We start from the raw sequence: 19,278 nt of genomic DNA, 5'->3' as shown, positions 1-19,278 counted from the left end.
GCAGCTTGAATGAACGCAAATGACGATTAGATTCAATAAGGGGCTCATAGCACCACTAAAAAACCATGCAAAAAAGGAATCATCATGCCTAATGTTTATATTGAACCACAGCCAAAAGGTCGTCCAGAAGGTACTCCAATCACACATTACACGGTGGAGTACGCCCATGGAGTAAGCGTAGATAACATTGATCACAGAACTCAGGAAAGTGCAATTCATGCTGCAATCAGGCATGGACACACGCCGCTTATCGCTCGCGTGAGGAATACAACTAAAGGAAATCCCGATCACTGGCGATCCGCGACCTAACTGCGGACAAGCGCTCTTTTATAATAAGCCAGCCTGTTAGCTGGCTTATTAAAGGGATAACGAGGAAGATCCATTTATTTTTTTACATCTGCCAGCGCCTGCGCGCACGCCCATGCGCTGGCCCATGCCCACTGGAAGTTGTATCCGCCCAGCCAGCCGGTGACGTCCATCACTTCGCCGATGAAATACAGGCCGGGTACGTTACGGGCCTCCATCGTGCGAGAGGAAAGTTCGTCAGTGTCCACTCCGCCGAGGGTCACTTCCGCGGTGCGGTAACCTTCGGTGCCGTTTGGCTGCACGCGCCACGCCGTCAGCGTCTCGACCAGCGCGTGCTGCTCGCGGCTGTTGAGCTGCTTGAGCGAAACGTCCGGGATCTGCCCTAACAGCTGCAAGCATTCCACCAGGCGTTTTGGCAGCTGCATCGCCAGCGTGTTCCTGAGGCTTTGATTCGGGTGCGCGGCGCGCTGATCGTTGAGAAAGCTATCAATGTCGCAGTCGGGCAGCAGATTGACCGTAACAAATTCGCCCGGCTGCCAGTAGCTTGAGATTTGCAGCACCGCCGGTCCGGAGAGGCCGCGGTGGGTAAAGAGCAGGTTTTCGCGAAACACCGTGCCGTCTTCCGCCGTGATGACCGACGGAACCGAAACGCCGGAAAGCGTCTGAAGCTGTTCGAGCAGCGGCTTGTGCAGGGTGAACGGAACGAGGCCTGCGCGGGTCGGCAGCACCTTCAGGCCAAACTGCTCGGCGATTTTATAACCGAAAGGTGAAGCCCCCAGGCCCGGCATCGACAGGCCGCCGCTGGCGATCACCAGGCTGTCCGCGCTGACGCTTTCACCGTTGAGCTGCAGCGTATAGCCCTGTTCGTCGCGCGCGACCTCAAGCACCTCGGTGCGCAGGCGCATCGTCACGCCGCCCTTCTCACACTCTGCCACCAGCATATCGACAATCTGCTGCGCGGAGTCGTCGCAGAATAGCTGGCCCAGGGTTTTCTCATGCCAGGCGATTCCGTGCTTGCCGACCAGCTCGATAAAGTCCCACTGGGTATAACGCGCCAGCGCAGATTTACAAAAATGCCGGTTTTGGCTGAGGTAAGCCGCGGGTTCAACATAAAGATTGGTAAAGTTGCAGCGGCCGCCGCCGGACATCAGGATTTTGCGGCCCGGTTTTTTACCGTTATCCAGCAGCAGCACGCGGCGACCCGCCTGTCCGGCCATTGCCGCACAAAACATACCCGCCGCACCGGCGCCAATTACTACGGCATCAAACCTTTCCACGTCAAAATCCTCATCGTTAACTGCCGCGGATTGTAAAGTTTCCTATGTGGTCGCACCAGCGCAAAAAGATAATACAAAGCCATTTCATTGATATTTAAAGAATAACCATTCGAGCGCTTTTCTCAAAACAGGTGGTATGTCAAAAAAAGTCTATATTTCACTTTGCCCGTTGCGCATTTGTCCTGGATAATGCGCCGCGTTCATGTCCTCCAAAATGGCGTAACGTCCTATGCTACATTTGTTTGCTGGCCTGGATTTACATACCGGCCTTTTACTCTTGCTTGCTCTGGTATTTGTATTGTTCTACGAAGCGATCAACGGCTTCCACGACACTGCAAACGCAGTAGCAACGGTTATCTATACTCGCGCAATGCGATCGCAGCTTGCGGTTGTCATGGCGGCGATTTTTAACTTCTTTGGTGTCCTCCTGGGCGGACTGAGCGTTGCGTATGCCATCGTGCATATGCTGCCAACGGATCTGCTACTCAACGTTAGTTCTGGCCATGGTCTCGCCATGGTGTTCTCAATGCTGCTCGCAGCCATTATCTGGAACCTCGGAACCTGGTATTTCGGCCTGCCTGCATCCAGTTCTCACACCCTGATCGGTGCCATTATTGGTATCGGTTTAACCAACGCCCTGATGACCGGTACGTCTGTTGTTGATGCACTCAACATTCCGAAAGTGCTGGGTATTTTTGGCTCTCTGATTATTTCGCCTATCGTAGGCCTGGTGGTTGCGGGTGGATTAATCTTCATCCTGCGTCGCTACTGGAGCAACACGAAAAAACGCGCGCGTATCCACCTCACGCCAGCAGAGCGTGAAAAGAAAGACGGCAAGAAAAAGCCGCCGTTCTGGACGCGCATCGCGCTGATCGTTTCGGCTATTGGCGTAGCGTTCTCTCACGGCGCGAACGACGGTCAGAAAGGCATTGGTCTGGTGATGCTGGTTCTGATTGGCGTCGCTCCGGCAGGTTTCGTGGTCAACATGAATGCTTCCGGATACGAAATCACCCGTACCCGTGATGCCGTCAACAACGTTGAAGTTTACTTCCAGCAGCACCCTGCGCTGCTGAAGAAAGCAACGGGCGTTGACCAGCTGCTCCCTTCTCCGGAAGCAGGCGCAGCCACCGCACCCGGTGAGTTCCACTGCCACCCGGCCAACGCTATCAACGCGCTGGAACGCGCGAAAGGCATGCTGGGCGATATCGAAAGCTATGACAAACTTAGCGTAGAACAGCGCGGCCAGCTGCGTCGTATTATGCTTTGCATCTCTGACGTGACGGATAAAGTCGCGAAGCTGCCGGAAGTGAACGCTGACGACCAGCGTCTGCTGAAGAAACTGAAAGGCGATATGCTCAACACTATCGAGTACGCGCCAATCTGGATCATCATGGCGGTCGCGCTGGCGTTGGGTATCGGTACGATGATTGGCTGGCGCCGCGTGGCGACCACCATCGGCGAGAAGATCGGTAAGAAAGGCATGACCTATGCGCAGGGTATGTCCGCGCAGATGACGGCGGCTGTCTCTATCGGCCTGGCGAGCTACACCGGTATGCCGGTATCAACCACTCACGTACTCTCTTCTTCCGTAGCGGGGACCATGATTGTTGACGGCGGCGGTCTGCAGCGCAAAACCGTGACCAACATCCTGATGGCGTGGGTCTTCACCCTTCCAGCCTCCATCCTGCTGTCCGGCGGGCTGTACTGGATTTCACTGAAGCTGATTTAATCGGCCGAGAGTGACAAAAAGCGGGTCAGGAAACTGACCCGCTTTTTTTATGCTTTCATTCCATGATCAGCTCATATCATAAGGAAACTCTGAACATTTTTTGCACAAAAATATTCGAGTACGCTGATTACCATGCTGGGTATGGATATGTTAAAACAATGGAGAATGTATGGCTTCTGTACCTACCCCTGGACCCGGCTCAATCGTTATCGTGAATAATATGCGCGAGGCCAGACGTCAAGGAATGTCACGAAATATGGCTACCGCCTCGACGTACTACTGGTTCTATCAAAAAGTGAGGAATGGTGGCCCATGGGATTACAAAAAATTTGATCCTTACTTCGCTGCATTCGGTAATTTCAACTTTGGTGCTGCCGGAACAGCTGCAGGTATCCCTTCAAAAATGCTTTTGATGGGCGCAGGCTGGGCGCAAGGACGAGCAGGAACATCAAAACCTGAATGGGGAAAATGGCATGAAAAACCGCCTTACGGTGACGACCCCACAGATCAGCGAAATATTAGGGAAGGGATAGAGTATGCCATCCAACACGGCTATTAAATGGACTCACCGACTTATCACGCTTTTCCTTCTACTCCTGGTCGCAGGGTTTATTTGGCTAAACTACCAGCCCGATCCGCGAAATAGCGATGAACTGCAGCGTGTCTATAAGCTGTCCGATAGCGTTTGGCTCTACATGACGGTAAATAATCAGGGCGGAGCAACGGTCCCTACCCTATACCGTTACTATCTTTCGCAAAAGTTAACCGGGAAAGATGCGGAAATTATCCAACAGCTCAATGTTAAATATCCCGTCATTGAAGGAACAGGCACGATTACCGAAGCACGTATAGGTGAGAACGGGAAAGTAAACATCTCATACAGCGGAAAGGTAACGTCAATACAGAAGGATGTTTCAAACCTGCGGTTCTCGGTTAACGCAGAGCAATGAAAGAAAGAAGGCGGAGACATGCTCCGCCTTCTTTTTACGCTCAGTGCCAAATCATCAATGCAATCATACTGACGACAACCAGCCCGCAAAGAGCGCTGGTTAAAATGAACTGACGACGCAGGCGCTCGCAGCGACGGATAAACTCATCATCGTGGTGATCGCGATAGCGCTGGTAGTAGATGTACCCCACCAGACGCATCTGTTTGCTGGGCTGTCCATGCGAGGTGAAGAATCCTCCACCGTCCACATACTGATAAAGCAACGGATCGCAACCACGAAGTACCACTAACAGCGCGCGTAACGATGAAAAATAGCGCGCCATATTCACTATGCAAACCACGCATAACGCCCAAAACAATGCGACGGTGCTAATCATACATCCTCCCCGGCGTCCGCCCATGAAGCGAGGCTTCCGAGCTACCGCACCCAATGCCCTGACAGACAGTTCAGTGAAAGAATGACCAAAAGTCGATCCGGTTCGCGTTTTAAAATCCGAACGGCTCATTAAATAGTGTAGGAGATCCGTTAATTTTTTTGCCACAAGGTTAATCGTTATCAACACCAAAGCTTGATAATTTTGTTTAACTGGGCCGTAATGAAAGCAACAGACGACGGCTTTCCCTTTTAGTCATCGATAACTTAAGGAAGGAGTAACACTATGGCTTACAAACACATTCTCATCGCGGTAGATCTCTCTCCAGAGAGCAAAGTGCTGGTTGATAAAGCGGTATCCATGGCACGTCCCTACAACGCGAAAGTTTCTCTTATTCACGTTGATGTGAATTACTCCGATCTCTACACCGGCCTGATTGACGTGAATCTTGGGGATATGCAGAAACGCATCTCCGAAGAGACGCACCATGCCCTGAGCGAACTGTCTACCAACGCGGGTTACCCCATCACCGAAACATTAAGCGGCAGCGGTGACCTGGGCCAGGTGCTGGTGGATGCGATTAAAAAATACGATATGGATCTGGTGGTATGCGGTCACCATCAGGACTTCTGGAGCAAGCTGATGTCCTCCGCGCGCCAGCTGATCAACACCGTTCACGTGGATATGCTGATTGTTCCGCTGCGTGACGAAGAAGACGAGTAAATGCGTTAAATTCCCCTCACCCTAGCCCTCTCCCCATAGGGGAAAGGGAACGATCGAGCCCCTCGCCCCTATGGGGAGAGGGGTTGGGGTGAGGGGATATAGATATCAAACCGATGCCCTTTCGTGGTCACCGCATTGGCCGTCGCGACATCCGCCAGCGGCGGCGCATAGTCCGGACGTTTCACCACCACGCGCTTCGTCGCAAGCTGGCGAGCGGGCTCCAGCAGGCCGTCTGCATCTAAATCCGGCCCCACCAGCGACTGAAACACCCTCATCTCTTTTTTCACCAGCGCGCTTTTCTGCTTATGCGGGAACATCGGATCGAGATAAACCACCTGAGGGCGCGGGGTGATATCCGTCAGCGCCGTCAGGCTTGAGGCGTGAATGAGCTGCAGACGATCCCGCAGCCACGGGCCGATTTCCGGGTCCGCATAGCCGCGCGCCAGCCCGTCGTCGAGCAGCGCGGCAACCACCGGGTTACGCTCCAGCATCCGCACGCGGCAGCCCACGGAGGCCAGCACGAACGCATCACGCCCTAGCCCCGCCGTGGCGTCAACCACGTCCGGGAGATAGCTTCCCTTGATTCCAACGGCTTTCGCCACCGCCTCGCCGCGACCGCCGCCGAACTTGCGCCGGTGCGCCATCGCCCCGCCGACAAAATCGACAAAAATCCCGCCGAGCTTCGGCTCGTCGCGCTTGCGCAATTCCAGATGCTCGGGCGTCATCACCAGCGCCATCTGGTTATCTTCGTCGTGCTCCAGCCCCCAGCGGGACGCTAAAACGGATAAGGCGCCGTCTCCGGCGCCTGTTTCATCTACTAAGCAGATCTTCACGAATCAACTAACCCTTGATGCCGTAATGCTCAAGCATCGCATCCAGCTGCGGCTCGCGCCCGCGGAAGCGTTTGAACAGCGTCATTGGCTCTTCAGAGCCCCCGCGCGTCAGGATGTTATCAAGGAACGACTGGCCGGTTTCTCGGTTAAAGATCCCTTCTTCTTCGAAGCGCGAGTACGCGTCCGCTGCCAGCACGTCGGCCCACAGGTAGCTGTAGTAGCCCGCAGCGTAACCGCCCGCGAAGATGTGGCTAAACGCGTGCGGGAAACGGCCCCAGGTTGGTCCTGGAATAACGGCGACCTGCTTTTTAATGTCGGCCAGCGTTTCGAGGATTTTCGCCCCCTGCTCCGGGCTAAACTCGGCGTGCAGGCGGAAGTCGAACAGGCCGAACTCCAGCTGGCGAAGGATAAACATCGCCGCCTGGTAGTTTTTCGCCGCCAGCATTTTATCCAGCAGTTCTTTCGGCAGCGGTTCGCCGGTCTCATAGTGGCCAGAGATAAACGCCAGCGCGTCCGGCTCCCAGCACCAGTTTTCCATGAACTGGCTCGGCAGCTCGACCGCATCCCACGGCACGCCGTTGATGCCGGACACGCCCGCGGTTTCGATACGGGTCAGCATGTGGTGCAACCCGTGGCCGAATTCGTGGAACAGGGTAGTCACTTCGTCATGGGTAAACAGCGCAGGCTTGCCGTTCACCGGACGGTTGAAGTTACAGGTCAGGTAGGCGACCGGCTTTTGCAGTGAACCGTCGGCTTTACGCATCTGGCCCACGCAGTCATCCATCCACGCCCCGCCGCGCTTGTTCTCACGTGCGTAAAGGTCGAGGTAGAAGCTGCCGCGCAGCTCGTTCTTCTCGTCGTACAGCTCAAAGAAGCGTACGTCCGGGTGCCAGACGTCGATGTCTTTGCGCTCTTTGGCGGTGATGCCGTAAATGCGCTTAACCACTTCGAACAGGCCGTTAACCGCTTTGTTCTCCGGGAAATACGGGCGCAGCTGCTCGTCGCTGATGCTGTAGAGATGCTGCTTCTGTTTTTCGCTGTAGTAGGCGATATCCCACGGCTGCAGCTCGTCCACGCCGAACTCCGCTTTCGCGAAGGCGCGCAGCTGGGCCAGCTCTTTCTCACCCTGCGGACGGGCGCGTTTCGCCAGATCGGTCAGGAAGTCGAGCACCTGCTGTGGGTTCTCCGCCATTTTGGTGGCGAGGGATTTGTCGGCGTAGCTTTCGAAGCCCAGCAGCTGTGCCAGCTCGTGGCGCAGGGCGAGGATTTCCGCCATCACCGGGCTGTTATCCCATTTCCCCGCGTTCGGCCCCTGATCGGAGGCGCGCGTGCTGTAGGCGCGGTACATCTCTTCACGCAGCGCCTGATTATCGCAGTAGGTCATCACCGGCAGGTAGCTCGGGATATCCAGCGTTAACAGGTAGCCTTCCTGCTCTTTCGCTTCGGCCTGCGCTTTCGCCGCCGCCAGCGCGCTTTCCGACATTCCGGCCAGTTCGGATTCATCGGTAATCAGCTTCGTCCAGCCCATGGTCGCATCCAGCACGTTGTTGCTGTACTGGTTGCCCAGCTCGGACAGGCGCGCGGCAATTTCGCCGTAGCGTTTTTGTTTTTCTTTCGGCAGGCCAATGCCGGAGAGCTCAAAATCGCGCAGCGCGTTATCGACCGCTTTTTTCTGAGCGGTGTTGAGGGATGCGTAATGATCGCCGTCGCGCAGGTCGCGGTAGGCTTTGTACAGCCCCTCATGCTGGCCAACCCAGGTGCTGTACTCGGAGAGCAGCGGCAGGGTTTGCTCGTAGGCTTCGCGCAGTTCCGGGCTGTTTTTCACCGAGTTCAGGTGGCTTACCGGAGAGAAGATGCGCCCCAGCACGTCGTCCACCTCAGCCAGCGGCTGACACAGGTTTTCCCAGGTATACGGCGCGCCCTGCTCGACCACGTTTTCAACGGCCTTGCGGCAGTTTTCCAGCGATTGCGTCACGGCTGGAACAACGTGCTCGGGCAGGATTTTAGAAAACGGCGGTAGCGAGAAAGGCGTCAGTAATGGATTGGTCATAAGCGCTGTCCTGTCAAATAGGTGAATGAAGCGCGCGTCCGGCGCTGTGCATATTGAAAGTGTAATGGGGTTAATTGTAGAGGATTTCAATGCCGGGCGTTGTGGAAAAAGCCCGGTGACGCTGCCTTACCGGGCCTGCGGGTAATCTTCGCCGTTCTGCTGTAAACTGTGGCAAATCGTCATTTCAGCGGAATTTCATTACCCATGCTCAGTTATCGCCACAGCTTCCACGCAGGCAACCACGCCGACGTCCTTAAACATACCGTTCAGAGCCTGATCATTGAGGCGCTCAAAGAGAAAGACAAGCCGTTTCTCTACCTGGACACCCACGCGGGCGCGGGCCGCTATCAGCTGAGCGGCGAGCGCGCCGAGCGTACCGGCGAGTATCTGGAAGGCATCGCCCGCATCTGGCAGCAGGACGACCTGCCGGCCGAGCTGGAGCCATATATTGGCGTGGTCAATCACTTCAACCGTAATGGCCAGCTGCGCTACTACCCGGGTTCACCGCTGATCGCCCGTCAGCTGCTCCGCGAGCAGGACAGCCTTCAGCTCACCGAGCTGCACCCGAGCGACTTCCCGCTGCTGCGCTCAGAATTTCAGAAAGATAACCGCGCCCGCGTGGATAAAGCCGATGGTTACCAGCAGCTGAAGGCCAAGCTGCCGCCAGCTTCGCGTCGCGGTCTGGTGCTGATCGACCCGCCTTACGAAATCAAAACCGACTACCAGGCGGTGGTCACGGGCATTAACGAAGGCTACAAGCGTTTCGCCACCGGCACCTATGCCCTGTGGTATCCCGTGGTGCTGCGCGCGCAAATCAAACGCATGATCAAAGAGTTAGAAGCCACCGGCATCCGCAAAATTCTGCAAATTGAGCTGGCCGTGCGTCCGGACAGCGACCAGCGCGGCATGACCGCTTCCGGCATGATCGTCATCAACCCGCCGTGGAAGCTGGAAGCGCAGATGAACAACGTGCTGCCATGGCTGCACAAAACGCTGGTTCCGGCCGGAACGGGCCACGCCACCGTGAGCTGGATCGTACCGGAGTAATCGCAGTCATCGGTGGAAACTATTGATTTCAGGTATACAATCGCGGCAATTAACGATTAAGGACAAGACCCATGAGCAAGCATTATGACTACATCGCCATCGGCGGCGGCAGCGGCGGCATCGCCTCCATCAACCGTGCAGCCATGTACGGCCAGAAGTGTGCGCTGATTGAAGCCAAAGAGCTGGGCGGCACCTGCGTAAACGTAGGTTGTGTACCGAAAAAAGTGATGTGGCACGCAGCGCAAATCCGTGAAGCGATTCATATGTATGGCCCGGACTACGGCTTTGACACCACGATAAATAGCTTCGACTGGGACAAGCTGATTGCCAGCCGCACCGCCTATATCGACCGCATTCATACCTCGTACGATAACGTGCTGGGCAAGAATAACGTCGACGTGATCCGTGGGTTTGCCCGCTTTGTGGATGCGAAGACGATCGAAGTGAACGGCGAAACGATCACCGCCGATCATATCCTGATCGCTACCGGCGGCCGTCCGAGCCACCCGAACATCCCTGGCGTGGAATACGGCATCGACTCCGACGGTTTCTTTGAACTGCCTGCCCTGCCTAAGCGCGTTGCCGTGGTTGGCGCGGGCTATATCGCGGTCGAACTGGCCGGCGTGATTAACGGCCTGGGCGCGGAAGCGCACCTGTTCGTGCGCAAACACGCGCCGCTGCGCAGCTTTGACCCACTGATCGTCGAGACGCTGGTTGAAGTGATGAACGCCGAAGGCCCGACTCTTCACACCAACGCGGTGCCGAAAGCGGTCGTGAAAAACGCAGACGGCAGCCTGACGCTGGAGCTGGAAGACGGCCGCAACCAGACCGTTGACTGCCTTATTTGGGCAATTGGTCGTGAACCGGCTAACGACAACTTTAACCTTGCCGTGACCGGTGTGAAAACCAACGAAAAAGGCTATATCGTTGTCGATAAGTTCCAGAACACCAGCGTTCCGGGCATTTATGCGGTGGGCGATAACACCGGTGCGGTTGAGCTGACCCCGGTCGCCGTTGCGGCGGGTCGCCGCCTCTCCGAGCGCCTGTTTAACAACAAGCCGGACGAGCATCTGGACTACAGCAATATCCCGACCGTGGTCTTCAGCCACCCGCCTATCGGCACCGTTGGCTTAACCGAGCCGCAGGCGCGCGAGCAGTACGGCGAGGACCAGGTGAAAGTCTATAAATCGTCCTTTACCGCGATGTACACCGCCGTCACTTCGCACCGCCAGCCGTGCCGCATGAAGCTTGTCTGCGTCGGGCCGGATGAGAAAATTGTCGGTATACACGGCATCGGCTTCGGCATGGATGAGATCCTGCAGGGCTTCGCGGTGGCGCTGAAAATGGGCGCAACGAAAAAGGATTTCGACAACACCGTGGCGATTCACCCTACCGCGGCGGAAGAATTCGTTACCATGCGTTAATCCTTCTTATCCGCGACAAAAACCGGCCAGCAGGCCGGTTTTTTTATGTCTTTGACGGATAACCCCAGCGGGTTGTACAAACGGTAACAAATTTACCCTCTGCGCGCGGTGGAATTAACTAATCTTAGAAGGCGTTAACCACCTTTCTGTGAATACGTATAAAAGATTAGAGAGATGAAAATGCACGTGAAGATTTCCGCCAAACTGATGGCCAAAATGCACCTTTTCCTCGCGCTAATATGGGCGATACTGACTATTCCTACCCTGCTGTGGTGGAAAAACAGTATTCTATGGGTCTCACTCATGAGCATTTACGCCATCGTTATTTCCCATCTGGCCGCGTATAGCGCCGCCCATGCGGAAAAAGCGGCCAGCAAGGCAATGGAAAAAAGTGAAGGTGCCAGCCATAAAGCGAAACAATCCGCTACCAGCCTTTCAGGCAATGCGCGACAGGCGCACTGAAACTGTATTAAAGCGTTAAAAACGCTATTTACAGCCCTACAGGCAACGGTCTTTACCGTGAAGGCGGAATACTGAATGCTCTGAATTTTTTTCCTGCCTTTTGCCCATCAAATCAATATTAATATCCAATTAATCAATAAGATAATCAGCTTTTAACCTATTTACACCCACTTTGAAAGCGTGATCAAGCGCACACTTAGCGCCGCATTAACCGAAGCGAATGTCTACGCTTAGAAGATGACCGGGAAAAACCCGTATTTGTTACGACAAAAACCGGAGGTCCTGAACACCATGTTCAACCAGAAACTAAAGACTGCCGAGGATATCGAGTTCGAAATTGCACAAGAGCTGTGCTACGAAACCGATCCCTGCGAGTTGAAGCTGGATGAGATGATTGAAGCAGAACCGGAGCCGGAGATGATCGAGGGGCTTCCCGCCTCCGACGCCCTGACGCCCGCAGACCGCTATCTTGAGCTGTTCGAACACGTGCAGTCATCGCGGCTGTTTGCAGATAGCAAGACGTTCCCTGACTGCGCACCCAAAATGGACCCGCTGGATATTCTGATCCGCTACCGCAAGGTGCGCCGCCACCGCGATTTCGACCTGCGCCAGTTTGTCGACAACCACTTCTGGCTGCCGGAAGTACTGACGAGCGAATATGTCTCCGACCCGGGCCTTTCTCTGAAGGAGCACATCGATAAACTCTGGCCGGTGTTAACCCGCGAGCCACAGGATCATATTCCGTGGTCGTCGCTGCTGGCGCTACCTCAGGCCTATATCGTGCCGGGCGGACGCTTCAGCGAAACGTACTACTGGGATTCCTACTTTTCCATGCTGGGGCTGGCGGAGAGCGGACGCAACGATCTGCTGAAATGCATGGCGGATAACTTTGCGTGGCTGATCGAGCGTTATGGCCATATCCCGAACGGTAACCGTACGTACTACCTGAGCCGCTCCCAGCCGCCGGTGTTTGCCCTGATGGTTGAGCTGTTCGAGGAGGACGGCGTGCGGGGCGCGAAGCGCTATCTGGACCATCTGAAAATGGAGTATGCCTTCTGGATGGACGGCGCGGAATCGCTGCTGCTTAATCAGGCCTACCGCAGCGCGGTGCGCATGCCGGATGGCTCCTTGCTTAACCGCTACTGGGACGACCGCGACACGCCGCGAGACGAGTCCTGGGTGGAAGACGTGGAAACCGCGCGCCACTCCGGTCGACCTCCGAATGAGGTTTATCGCGATCTGCGTGCCGGCGCGGCCTCCGGCTGGGATTACTCTTCCCGCTGGCTGCGCGATCCGGGTCGGCTTGCCAGCATCCGCACCACGCAGTTTATCCCAATAGATTTAAATGCATTTCTGTTCAAGCTGGAAAGCGCTATCGCCAATATCTCTGCCTCAAAAGGGGATAAAGAGGTTGCTGAACAGTTCCGCCAGAAGGCCGCTAACCGTCGTGAGGCCGTGAATCGCTATCTGTGGGACGAGGAGAACGGCTGTTACCGCGACTATGACTGGCGACGCGAGGAGATGGCGCTGTTCTCTGCGGCCAGCATCGTGCCGCTGTACGTGGGTATGTCGACGCACGAGCAGGCGGAACGCCTGTCCGACGCCGTGAAGGCCCGCCTGCTGACGCCGGGCGGCATTCTGGCAACGGAATATGAAACCGGTGAGCAGTGGGACCGCCCCAACGGCTGGGCACCGCTGCAGTGGATGGCGATTCAGGGCTTTAAGCAGTACGGCAATGATTCGCTGGGCGATGAGATTGCCTGGAGCTGGCTACAGACCGTCAACCACTATTACAAAACGCACCACAAGCTGATTGAGAAGTACCACATCGCCAGCAGCACCCCGCGCGAAGGGGGCGGGGGCGAATATCCCCTGCAGGACGGCTTCGGCTGGACCAACGGCGTGGTGCGGCGGTTAATCGGCCTGTACGGTGAGCCTTAGGCCGCGTAGCGCACGCTAAAACGCTGCCGCCTGCGGTAGGCATAGACGTCTTCGACGTGCCCGTTTTTAATCCGCGTTTGCAGGCCGCGCCAGTAGTCGGCGCGGAACAAATCCGCGTGCATCTCTTCAAACAATGGCCTGATGCGCCGATCGGCGCACAGCCAGTGGCGAAACTCCTCAGGAAAAACGTCCCCGGGCGAGACGCTGTACCACGGCTCGCCCGAGAGCTCATCCTCCGGATGGCGCGGCGCGGGAATATCGCGGAAATTCACTTCCGTCATGTAGCAAATTTCATCGTAATCGTAGAACACGACGCGCCCGTGCCGGGTCACGCCAAAATTTTTATACAGCATATCGCCAGGGAAAATATTGGCGGCGGCAAGCTGCCTGATGGCATTGCCGTACTCCTCTATCGCATCGCGCAGCGCCTGCCCTTCGGCCTGCTCAAGCCAGATGTTCAGCGGCACCATCCGCCGCTCGATGTAAAGGTGGCTGATGGAAATTTTATCGCCGAGATCGGTCAATTTCCCCGGCGCTTCCTGCTGCAAAAGCGCCATCAGCGCCGCGTCGATTTGCCTTTTATCCAGCACGAAATTTTCAAACTCCTGGGTATCCGCCATTCGCCCGACGCGGTCGTGCTCCTTCACCAGCTGATAGCAGGCGCGAACGTGCGCGGCGGTCATCTCCTTCTGCGGTGCGAACCGGTCTTTGATCACCTTAAACACGCGGTCAAACCCCGGCAGCGTAAACACCAGCATCACCATACCGCGGATGCCGGGCGCTTCGATAAACTGCTCGTCCGCGCAGGCAATATAGTGCAGGTATTCGCGGTAGCTTTCGGTTTTGGCGTGCTTCTGGCAGCCAATGGCCATGTACAGCTCGGCGGTGGTCTTGCCCGGCAATATCTCCCGCAGCCACTCGACGAGCGCCGCGGGCAAGGGGGCATAAACCATAAAATAGGATCGGGCGAACCCAAAGACGATGCTGGCCTCAGCGCTGGTCGTCAGGCAGGTGTCGATAAAAAGTTCGCCGTCATCGGTGCGATGAATAGGCAGCAAAAACGGAAAAACCCCCGTTGGCGTGGCGAGCTTCCCCACCAGCCAGGCCGCTTTATTACGATAGAACAGCTCATTGGCAATCTGAAGATGACTGCATTTTAGCGTCTCTTCGTCGAAATTCTCGTGCAAATGCGCAATGATGTAGCCCACATCGCGCGCGCGATTTTGCCACGGCAAGCGTAACGGCAGGTCGCTCAAAACGCGGTTCAGCAGCATATTCCAGCCGCCGTCTGGAAAGAAATCCTTCGCCAGCGGACGGGGAATGGTGCGAAAGCGCCGCGCCGGCTGGGAGCTGAAAATAAACAACCGCTCGGGAGATAGCGAGCGGTGGTCAAATAACCGGCAATAGACGGAGTTGAAAAAGCTCTCCGCAATCTCGAAGCGAGGGTAGTCGGGTAGCAAATGGGTGTAATGCTCCTTCACGCGCAGTAAAAATTCCGCGTCCGGGCTTTTACCGTCGGTAATACAGCGCAGCTGCTCCACCACGAGACCCACATGGTGATCGTAGAGATGGATACGCTGCTTCATGGCCTGCTGAACCGCATGCCAGTCTGCATGCTCAAAGCGCTGCTGGGCACCAGAGGTCACTTCCAGAAAACGTCCGTACTGGGCGTCAAAACCCTGCAGAATAGTTTGGGCAATCAGTAATTCCAGGCCACGCGACATATATTCCCCTTACCCCTCACCCCGGCCCTCTCCCCAAAGGGGCGAAGGAGAAACAGATCCGCACCAGACCGTCCCCTCTCCTCATAGGGGAGAGGGTTAGGGTGAGGGGGAAAAGATTAGAACTGTGCTTCTTCGGTTGAGCCCGTCAAAGCGGTGACGGAGGAGGTCCCGCCCTGAATAATCGTGGTCACATTATCGAAGTAGCCGGTGCCCACCTCCTGCTGGTGCGACACGAAGGTATAACCCTCTTTACCGGCCGCAAATTCTGGCTGCTGCACCTTCTCAACGTAGTGCCTCATGCCTTCACCCTGCGCGTACGCGTGCGCCAGGTCGAACATGTTGAACCACATGCTGTGAATGCCCGCCAGAGTAATGAACTGGTATTTGTAGCCCATGTCGGAGAGCTGCTGCTGGAAGCTGGCAATGGTTTTGTCGTCCAGATTCTTCTGCCAGTTGAAGGACGGCGAGCAGTTGTAGGCCAGCAGCTTGCCCGGGTATTTCGCGTGGATGGCGTCGGCAAAGCGTTTCGCCAGCGCCAGGTCCGGCGTAGAGGTTTCACACCACACCAGGTCAGCATACGGCGCGTAGGCCAGGCCGCGGCTAATCGCCTGCTCAATACCGGCATGCGTGCGGTAGAAGCCTTCGCTGGTGCGCTCGCCGGTAATGAACTCGCTGTCGTACGGGTCGCAGTCAGAGGTGATAAGGTCAGCCGCATCGGCATCGGTACGCGCAATCACCAGCGTTGGCACGCCCAGAACGTCTGCGGCGAGGCGCGCGGCAACCAGCTTCTGAATCGCTTCCTGAGTCGGGACCAGCACCTTGCCGCCCATGTGCCCGCATTTCTTCACTGACGCCAGCTGGTCTTCGAAGTGTACGGCCGCTGCACCGGCCTCAATCATCGATTTCATCAGCTCAAAGGCGTTGAGCACGCCGCCGAAGCCCGCTTCCGCATCCGCGACGATCGGCAGGAAGTAGTCAATAAAGCGCGGATCGTTTGGCTCAATGCCTGCGGCCCACTGGATCTGATCCGCGCGGCGGAAGGTATTGTTGATCCGATCCACCACCGACGGCACGGAGTTGGCCGGATAGAGAGATTGATCCGGATACATGCTGGAGGCCAGGTTGGCATCTGCCGCCACCTGCCAGCCGGAAAGATAGACGGCTTCTATACCCGCTTTCGCCTGCTGCAATGCCTGCCCGCCTGTCAGCGCGCCCAGGCTGTTGATGTAGCCTTTTTTAGAGCCGCCGTGCAGAAGACGCCACATTTTTGCCGCGCCGTTCTGCGCCAACGTGCATTCCGGATTGACCGAGCCGCGTAATTTCACCACTTCTTCCGCGCTGTACGGGCGGCGAATGCCCTCCCAGCGCGGCTGAGTCCACTCTTTCTGTAATTCTTCGATTTGTTGGGTACGGGTTTTCATGTGCAGATGCTCCATATTGTTATGTGGTGAATTACGCCAGGAAGCGATAGCCCGGCAGGGTCAGGAAGTCGATTAAGTCATCTGAAGTGGTGATTTGCTCCATCAGGCGTGCGGCATCGTCAAAGCGGCCGCTGCTGTAGCGGTGCTCGCCCAGCTCGTCCTGAATCACCCGCATCTCTTCGGCCAGCATCTGGCGGAACAGGGGTTTAGTGACGGGCTTGCCGTTGCTGAGCGTTTTCTGGTGGTGTATCCACTGCCAGATAGAGGTACGAGAGATTTCTGCCGTGGCGGCATCCTCCATCAGGCCGTAGATCGGCACGCAGCCGTTGCCGGAAACCCATGCCTCGATGTACTGCACGGCAACGCGGATATTGGCGCGCATGCCCTCTTCGGTGCGTTCGCCCTCGCACGGCGCCAGCAGCTGTTCGGCGCTTATTGGCGCATCTTCCTCGCGTAAGACAGAAAGCTGATTTTTACGGTCGCCCAGCGCGCGGTTGAACACGTCCATTGCCGTATCTGCCAGGCCCGGATGCGCAATCCATGTGCCGTCATGACCGTTACGGGCTTCCAGCTCTTTATCCGCCTTCACCTTGCTCAGAACCTGATTATTGCGCTCGGCATCTTTGCTCGGGATGAAAGCCGCCATGCCGCCCATCGCAAAGGCACCGCGCCTGTGGCAGGTCTTAATCAGCAGGCGTGAATAGGCGCTCAGGAAAGGCTTATCCATGGTGACGACCTGGCGATCCGGAAGCACACGATCGGCGTGATTTTTTAGCGTTTTGATGTAGCTGAAGATGTAGTCCCAGCGACCGCAGTTCAGGCCAACGATGTGGTCGCGCAGCGCGTGCAGGATTTCATCCATCTGGAAGACCGCGGGCAGCGTTTCAATCAGCAGCGTGGCCTTGATGGTGCCGCGCGGCAGGCTAAACCGATCCTCCGCGTAGCTGAAGACTTCGCTCCACCACGCCGCTTCCTGCCATGACTGGGTCTTCGGCAGATAAAAATAGGGACCGCTGCCTTTGGCCAGCAGGTTTTTATGGTTGTGGAAGAAGTACAGCGCGAAGTCGAACAGGCTGCCCGGAATTGCCTCGCCGCGCCAGGTGACGTGCTTTTCAGGCAGGTGCAGACCGCGCACGCGACAGACCAGAACCGCAGGATTGGGCTTGAGCTGATAAATTTTCCCGGCTTCGTTGGTATGGCTGATCGTGCCGTTAACGGCATCGCGAAGGTTAACCTGCCCGTCGATCACTTTGCGCCAGTCTGGAGCCAGGGAGTCTTCAAAATCTGCCATAAACACTTTAACGTTGGCATTCATGGCGTTAATCACCATCTTGCGCTCAACCGGGCCGGTGATCTCAACGCGACGATCCTGCAAATCCTCCGGAATACCGCGAATTTTCCACTCGCCGCTACGAATGGAAGCAGTTTCCGAAATAAAGTCTGGAAGATTACCGTTGTCAATGGCTTCCTGCTGCTGAATGCGTGCAGCCAGCAGCTTGTTACGCTTCGGCGTAAAGCGGGTAACCAGCTCAGACAGAAATTCGACGGCCTCCGTCGTTAAAATCTGCTGTTCCTGCTCGCCGTGAGGCTGGTTAAACGTAAGTTCGTCCGCCGTCGTTGCCTGTTGAGTCATCATTCTGCTCCTCATCAAAGATCCCAATCCACTCCCCATTACGAGCGAAGATCGTTGTGTAGTTTTCGCTCAGCAGAATTAAGCCTATCTTTATTTTTTCTAAAATCAAAAACTATTTCCATTTTAATTAACAATCAACTGTAACTTATTGATTAATAGTTGATTAAAGTTTTTCTCAGCGTTGAGCTGAATTTCGGAAATAAAAAAGGCACCCGAAGGTGCCTGAACTGATTAGCTGAAACGCTTTAGGATCGATTTTTGCAGAAGATTACTCCAGCGTAGGATTCATGTTCCGCAGATCGTATGGCGTGATTTGATAGACGTAATAGTTAAGCCAGTTGGTAAACAGCAGGTTTCCATGGCTGCGCCAGGATGCGCGCGGCGTGTTTTGCGGATCGTTTTTCGGGAAATAGTTGTACGGCACGTCCGGATTAAGGCCGGCTTCAACGTCACGGAAAAATTCTGTCGCCAGCGTATCGGGATCGTATTCCGGGTGGCCGGTGACGAAGGCAATACGTTTATCTTTGCTGGCGAACAGGTATGCATCACCGTCTTCCGTTTCGGCCAGAATCTCCAGGTCAGTGTAATCACGTATTAGCTGGGCCGGGAAATCTGCGTAGCGGGAGTGCGGCGCGAGGAAAGAATCATCAAAACCACGGGTCAGTAATGCGTGCGGTTGAAGGATGTGGTGTTCATAAACGCCGGAGAGCTTTTCGGTACGCGTTTGCTTAGGGATGCCATAGAGGATGTTTAGCGCGGCCTGTACCGCCCAACAAACAAACAGCGTGGACGTCACGTGATCTTTGGCCCACTCCAGTACCTGTTTGATCTGCGGCCAGTAGGCAACGTCGTTAAACTCCACCAGGCCCAGCGGCGCGCCGGTGACGATCAGGCCATCGAAGTTTTCACCGCGAATGTCATCGAAGTTGCAGTAGAAAGTGTTGAGATGCTCTGACGGCGTGTTACGTGACTCGCGGGCATCGATTCGCAGCAGCTGGATATCAACCTGAAGCGGAGAGTTCGAGAGCAGGCGCAGGAACTGATTCTCAGTTTCGATCTTTTTGGGCATAAGATTGAGGATGAGCACCTTCAGCGGGCGAATTTCCTGACCTGTCGCACGCGAAGCCGTCATCACAAAGACGTTTTCCTCACGTAAGAAATTGACGGCTGGCAGCTCGTCCTGTACCCGAATCGGCATAACTCTCTTTCCTCACAACATACGTATAAACGTTTAGACATCCAGACAGCTAACGATACTTATAAACGATCGGAATGTCGAGTCTGCAAGTTGAAGGTGAGAAAGTTTCAGGGAGAGGGCGAAATACAAAAGCAAAAAACCCCGCACCTTTCGGTACGGGGTTCTTCTTAATTGATGCCTGGCAGTT

The 19,278-nt window shown here is 55.7% G+C and carries 16 protein-coding genes; 8 read left to right on the top strand and 8 right to left on the bottom strand.

Features of this window, described 5'->3' with window-relative positions; translation table 11 throughout:
• Positions 1–383: 383 nt before the first annotated feature.
• On the bottom strand, positions 384–1,583 hold the full coding sequence (locus DBY73_RS21750) for an NAD(P)/FAD-dependent oxidoreductase (protein ID WP_112013244.1): 1,200 nt from the start codon (positions 1,581–1,583) through the stop codon (positions 384–386).
• Positions 1,584–1,812: 229 nt separating this feature from the next.
• Here DBY73_RS21750 and pitA point away from each other — a divergent pair, with 229 nt between their 5' ends.
• The 3 genes from pitA (at position 1,813) to DBY73_RS21735 (ending at position 4,262) form a co-directional block, all read left to right on the top strand.
• Complete coding sequence (gene pitA, locus DBY73_RS21745) at positions 1,813–3,312, top strand: inorganic phosphate transporter PitA (RefSeq protein ID WP_112013243.1); 1,500 nt, start codon at positions 1,813–1,815, stop codon at positions 3,310–3,312.
• Positions 3,313–3,481: 169 nt separating this feature from the next.
• Positions 3,482–3,871 (top strand): polymorphic toxin type 44 domain-containing protein, encoded by a 390-nt coding sequence (locus DBY73_RS21740; RefSeq protein WP_181573272.1) that lies wholly within the window; start codon positions 3,482–3,484, stop codon positions 3,869–3,871.
• Entirely contained in the window at positions 3,849–4,262 is a 414-nt protein-coding gene (locus DBY73_RS21735) for a hypothetical protein (protein WP_112013241.1), read from the top strand. Before DBY73_RS21740 ends, DBY73_RS21735 begins: the two co-directional genes overlap by 23 nt.
• A gap of 40 nt (positions 4,263–4,302) precedes the next feature.
• Here the strand turns inward: DBY73_RS21735 and uspB are convergent, their stop codons facing one another.
• Positions 4,303–4,638 carry a universal stress protein UspB gene (gene uspB, locus DBY73_RS21730; protein ID WP_102890054.1) on the bottom strand — a complete coding sequence of 112 codons (336 nt, stop codon included), beginning with the start codon at positions 4,636–4,638 and terminating at the stop codon, positions 4,303–4,305.
• 282 nt (positions 4,639–4,920) lie between these two features.
• Here uspB and uspA point away from each other — a divergent pair, with 282 nt between their 5' ends.
• On the top strand, positions 4,921–5,358 hold the full coding sequence (gene uspA, locus DBY73_RS21725; protein WP_003861223.1) for a universal stress protein UspA: 438 nt from the start codon (positions 4,921–4,923) through the stop codon (positions 5,356–5,358).
• Between the two features lie 68 nt (positions 5,359–5,426).
• Here uspA and rsmJ read toward each other — a convergent pair whose 3' ends face one another.
• Positions 5,427–6,191 carry a 16S rRNA (guanine(1516)-N(2))-methyltransferase RsmJ gene (rsmJ, locus tag DBY73_RS21720; protein WP_112013240.1) on the bottom strand — a complete coding sequence of 255 codons (765 nt, stop codon included), beginning with the start codon at positions 6,189–6,191 and terminating at the stop codon, positions 5,427–5,429.
• A 7-nt stretch (positions 6,192–6,198) separates the two neighbouring features.
• Positions 6,199–8,241, bottom strand: a complete 2,043-nt coding sequence (gene prlC, locus DBY73_RS21715) for an oligopeptidase A (protein WP_112013239.1) — start codon at positions 8,239–8,241, stop codon at positions 6,199–6,201.
• 204 nt (positions 8,242–8,445) lie between these two features.
• On the opposite strand from prlC, the gene DBY73_RS21710 reads away from it, so the two are divergent.
• From DBY73_RS21710 to DBY73_RS21695, 4 genes are all read left to right on the top strand, one after another.
• Positions 8,446–9,288, top strand: coding sequence for a 23S rRNA (adenine(2030)-N(6))-methyltransferase RlmJ (locus DBY73_RS21710; RefSeq protein WP_112013238.1), 843 nt, complete (start codon positions 8,446–8,448; stop codon positions 9,286–9,288).
• Between the two features lie 71 nt (positions 9,289–9,359).
• The gene (gorA, locus tag DBY73_RS21705) at positions 9,360–10,712 is read left to right on the top strand and encodes a glutathione-disulfide reductase (protein WP_112013237.1); all 1,353 of its coding nucleotides are present in this window, start codon (positions 9,360–9,362) and stop codon (positions 10,710–10,712) included.
• Between the two features lie 180 nt (positions 10,713–10,892).
• Positions 10,893–11,174, top strand: coding sequence for a monooxygenase (locus tag DBY73_RS21700; protein WP_258458771.1), 282 nt, complete (start codon positions 10,893–10,895; stop codon positions 11,172–11,174).
• A 291-nt stretch (positions 11,175–11,465) separates the two neighbouring features.
• A complete protein-coding gene (locus DBY73_RS21695; RefSeq protein ID WP_112013235.1) occupies positions 11,466–13,115 on the top strand; it encodes an alpha,alpha-trehalase in 1,650 nt (549 codons plus the stop codon).
• On the opposite strand, the gene aceK is transcribed toward DBY73_RS21695, so the two are convergent.
• The 4 genes from aceK to metA all read right to left on the bottom strand — a co-directional run bounded on the left by aceK (position 13,112) and on the right by metA (position 19,091).
• Positions 13,112–14,839 (bottom strand): bifunctional isocitrate dehydrogenase kinase/phosphatase, encoded by a 1,728-nt coding sequence (gene aceK / locus DBY73_RS21690; protein ID WP_112013234.1) that lies wholly within the window; start codon positions 14,837–14,839, stop codon positions 13,112–13,114. The genes DBY73_RS21695 and aceK overlap by 4 nt on opposite strands.
• 116 nt (positions 14,840–14,955) lie before the next feature.
• A complete protein-coding gene (aceA, locus tag DBY73_RS21685; protein WP_112013233.1) occupies positions 14,956–16,260 on the bottom strand; it encodes an isocitrate lyase in 1,305 nt (434 codons plus the stop codon).
• Between the two features lie 31 nt (positions 16,261–16,291).
• Positions 16,292–17,893, bottom strand: a complete 1,602-nt coding sequence (aceB, locus tag DBY73_RS21680; protein WP_112013232.1) for a malate synthase A — start codon at positions 17,891–17,893, stop codon at positions 16,292–16,294.
• Positions 17,894–18,161: 268 nt separating this feature from the next.
• A complete protein-coding gene (gene metA / locus DBY73_RS21675; protein WP_112013231.1) occupies positions 18,162–19,091 on the bottom strand; it encodes a homoserine O-succinyltransferase in 930 nt (309 codons plus the stop codon).
• Between the last annotated feature and the right edge of the window lie 187 nt (positions 19,092–19,278).

The sequence above is a fragment of the Enterobacter sp. RIT418 genome (assembly GCF_003057745.1).
In the GTDB taxonomy this organism is placed as follows: Bacteria; Pseudomonadota; Gammaproteobacteria; order Enterobacterales; family Enterobacteriaceae; genus Enterobacter.
Note: the sequence above shows the minus strand (reverse complement) of the source record. Positions and strands in the feature narration are given on the sequence as shown.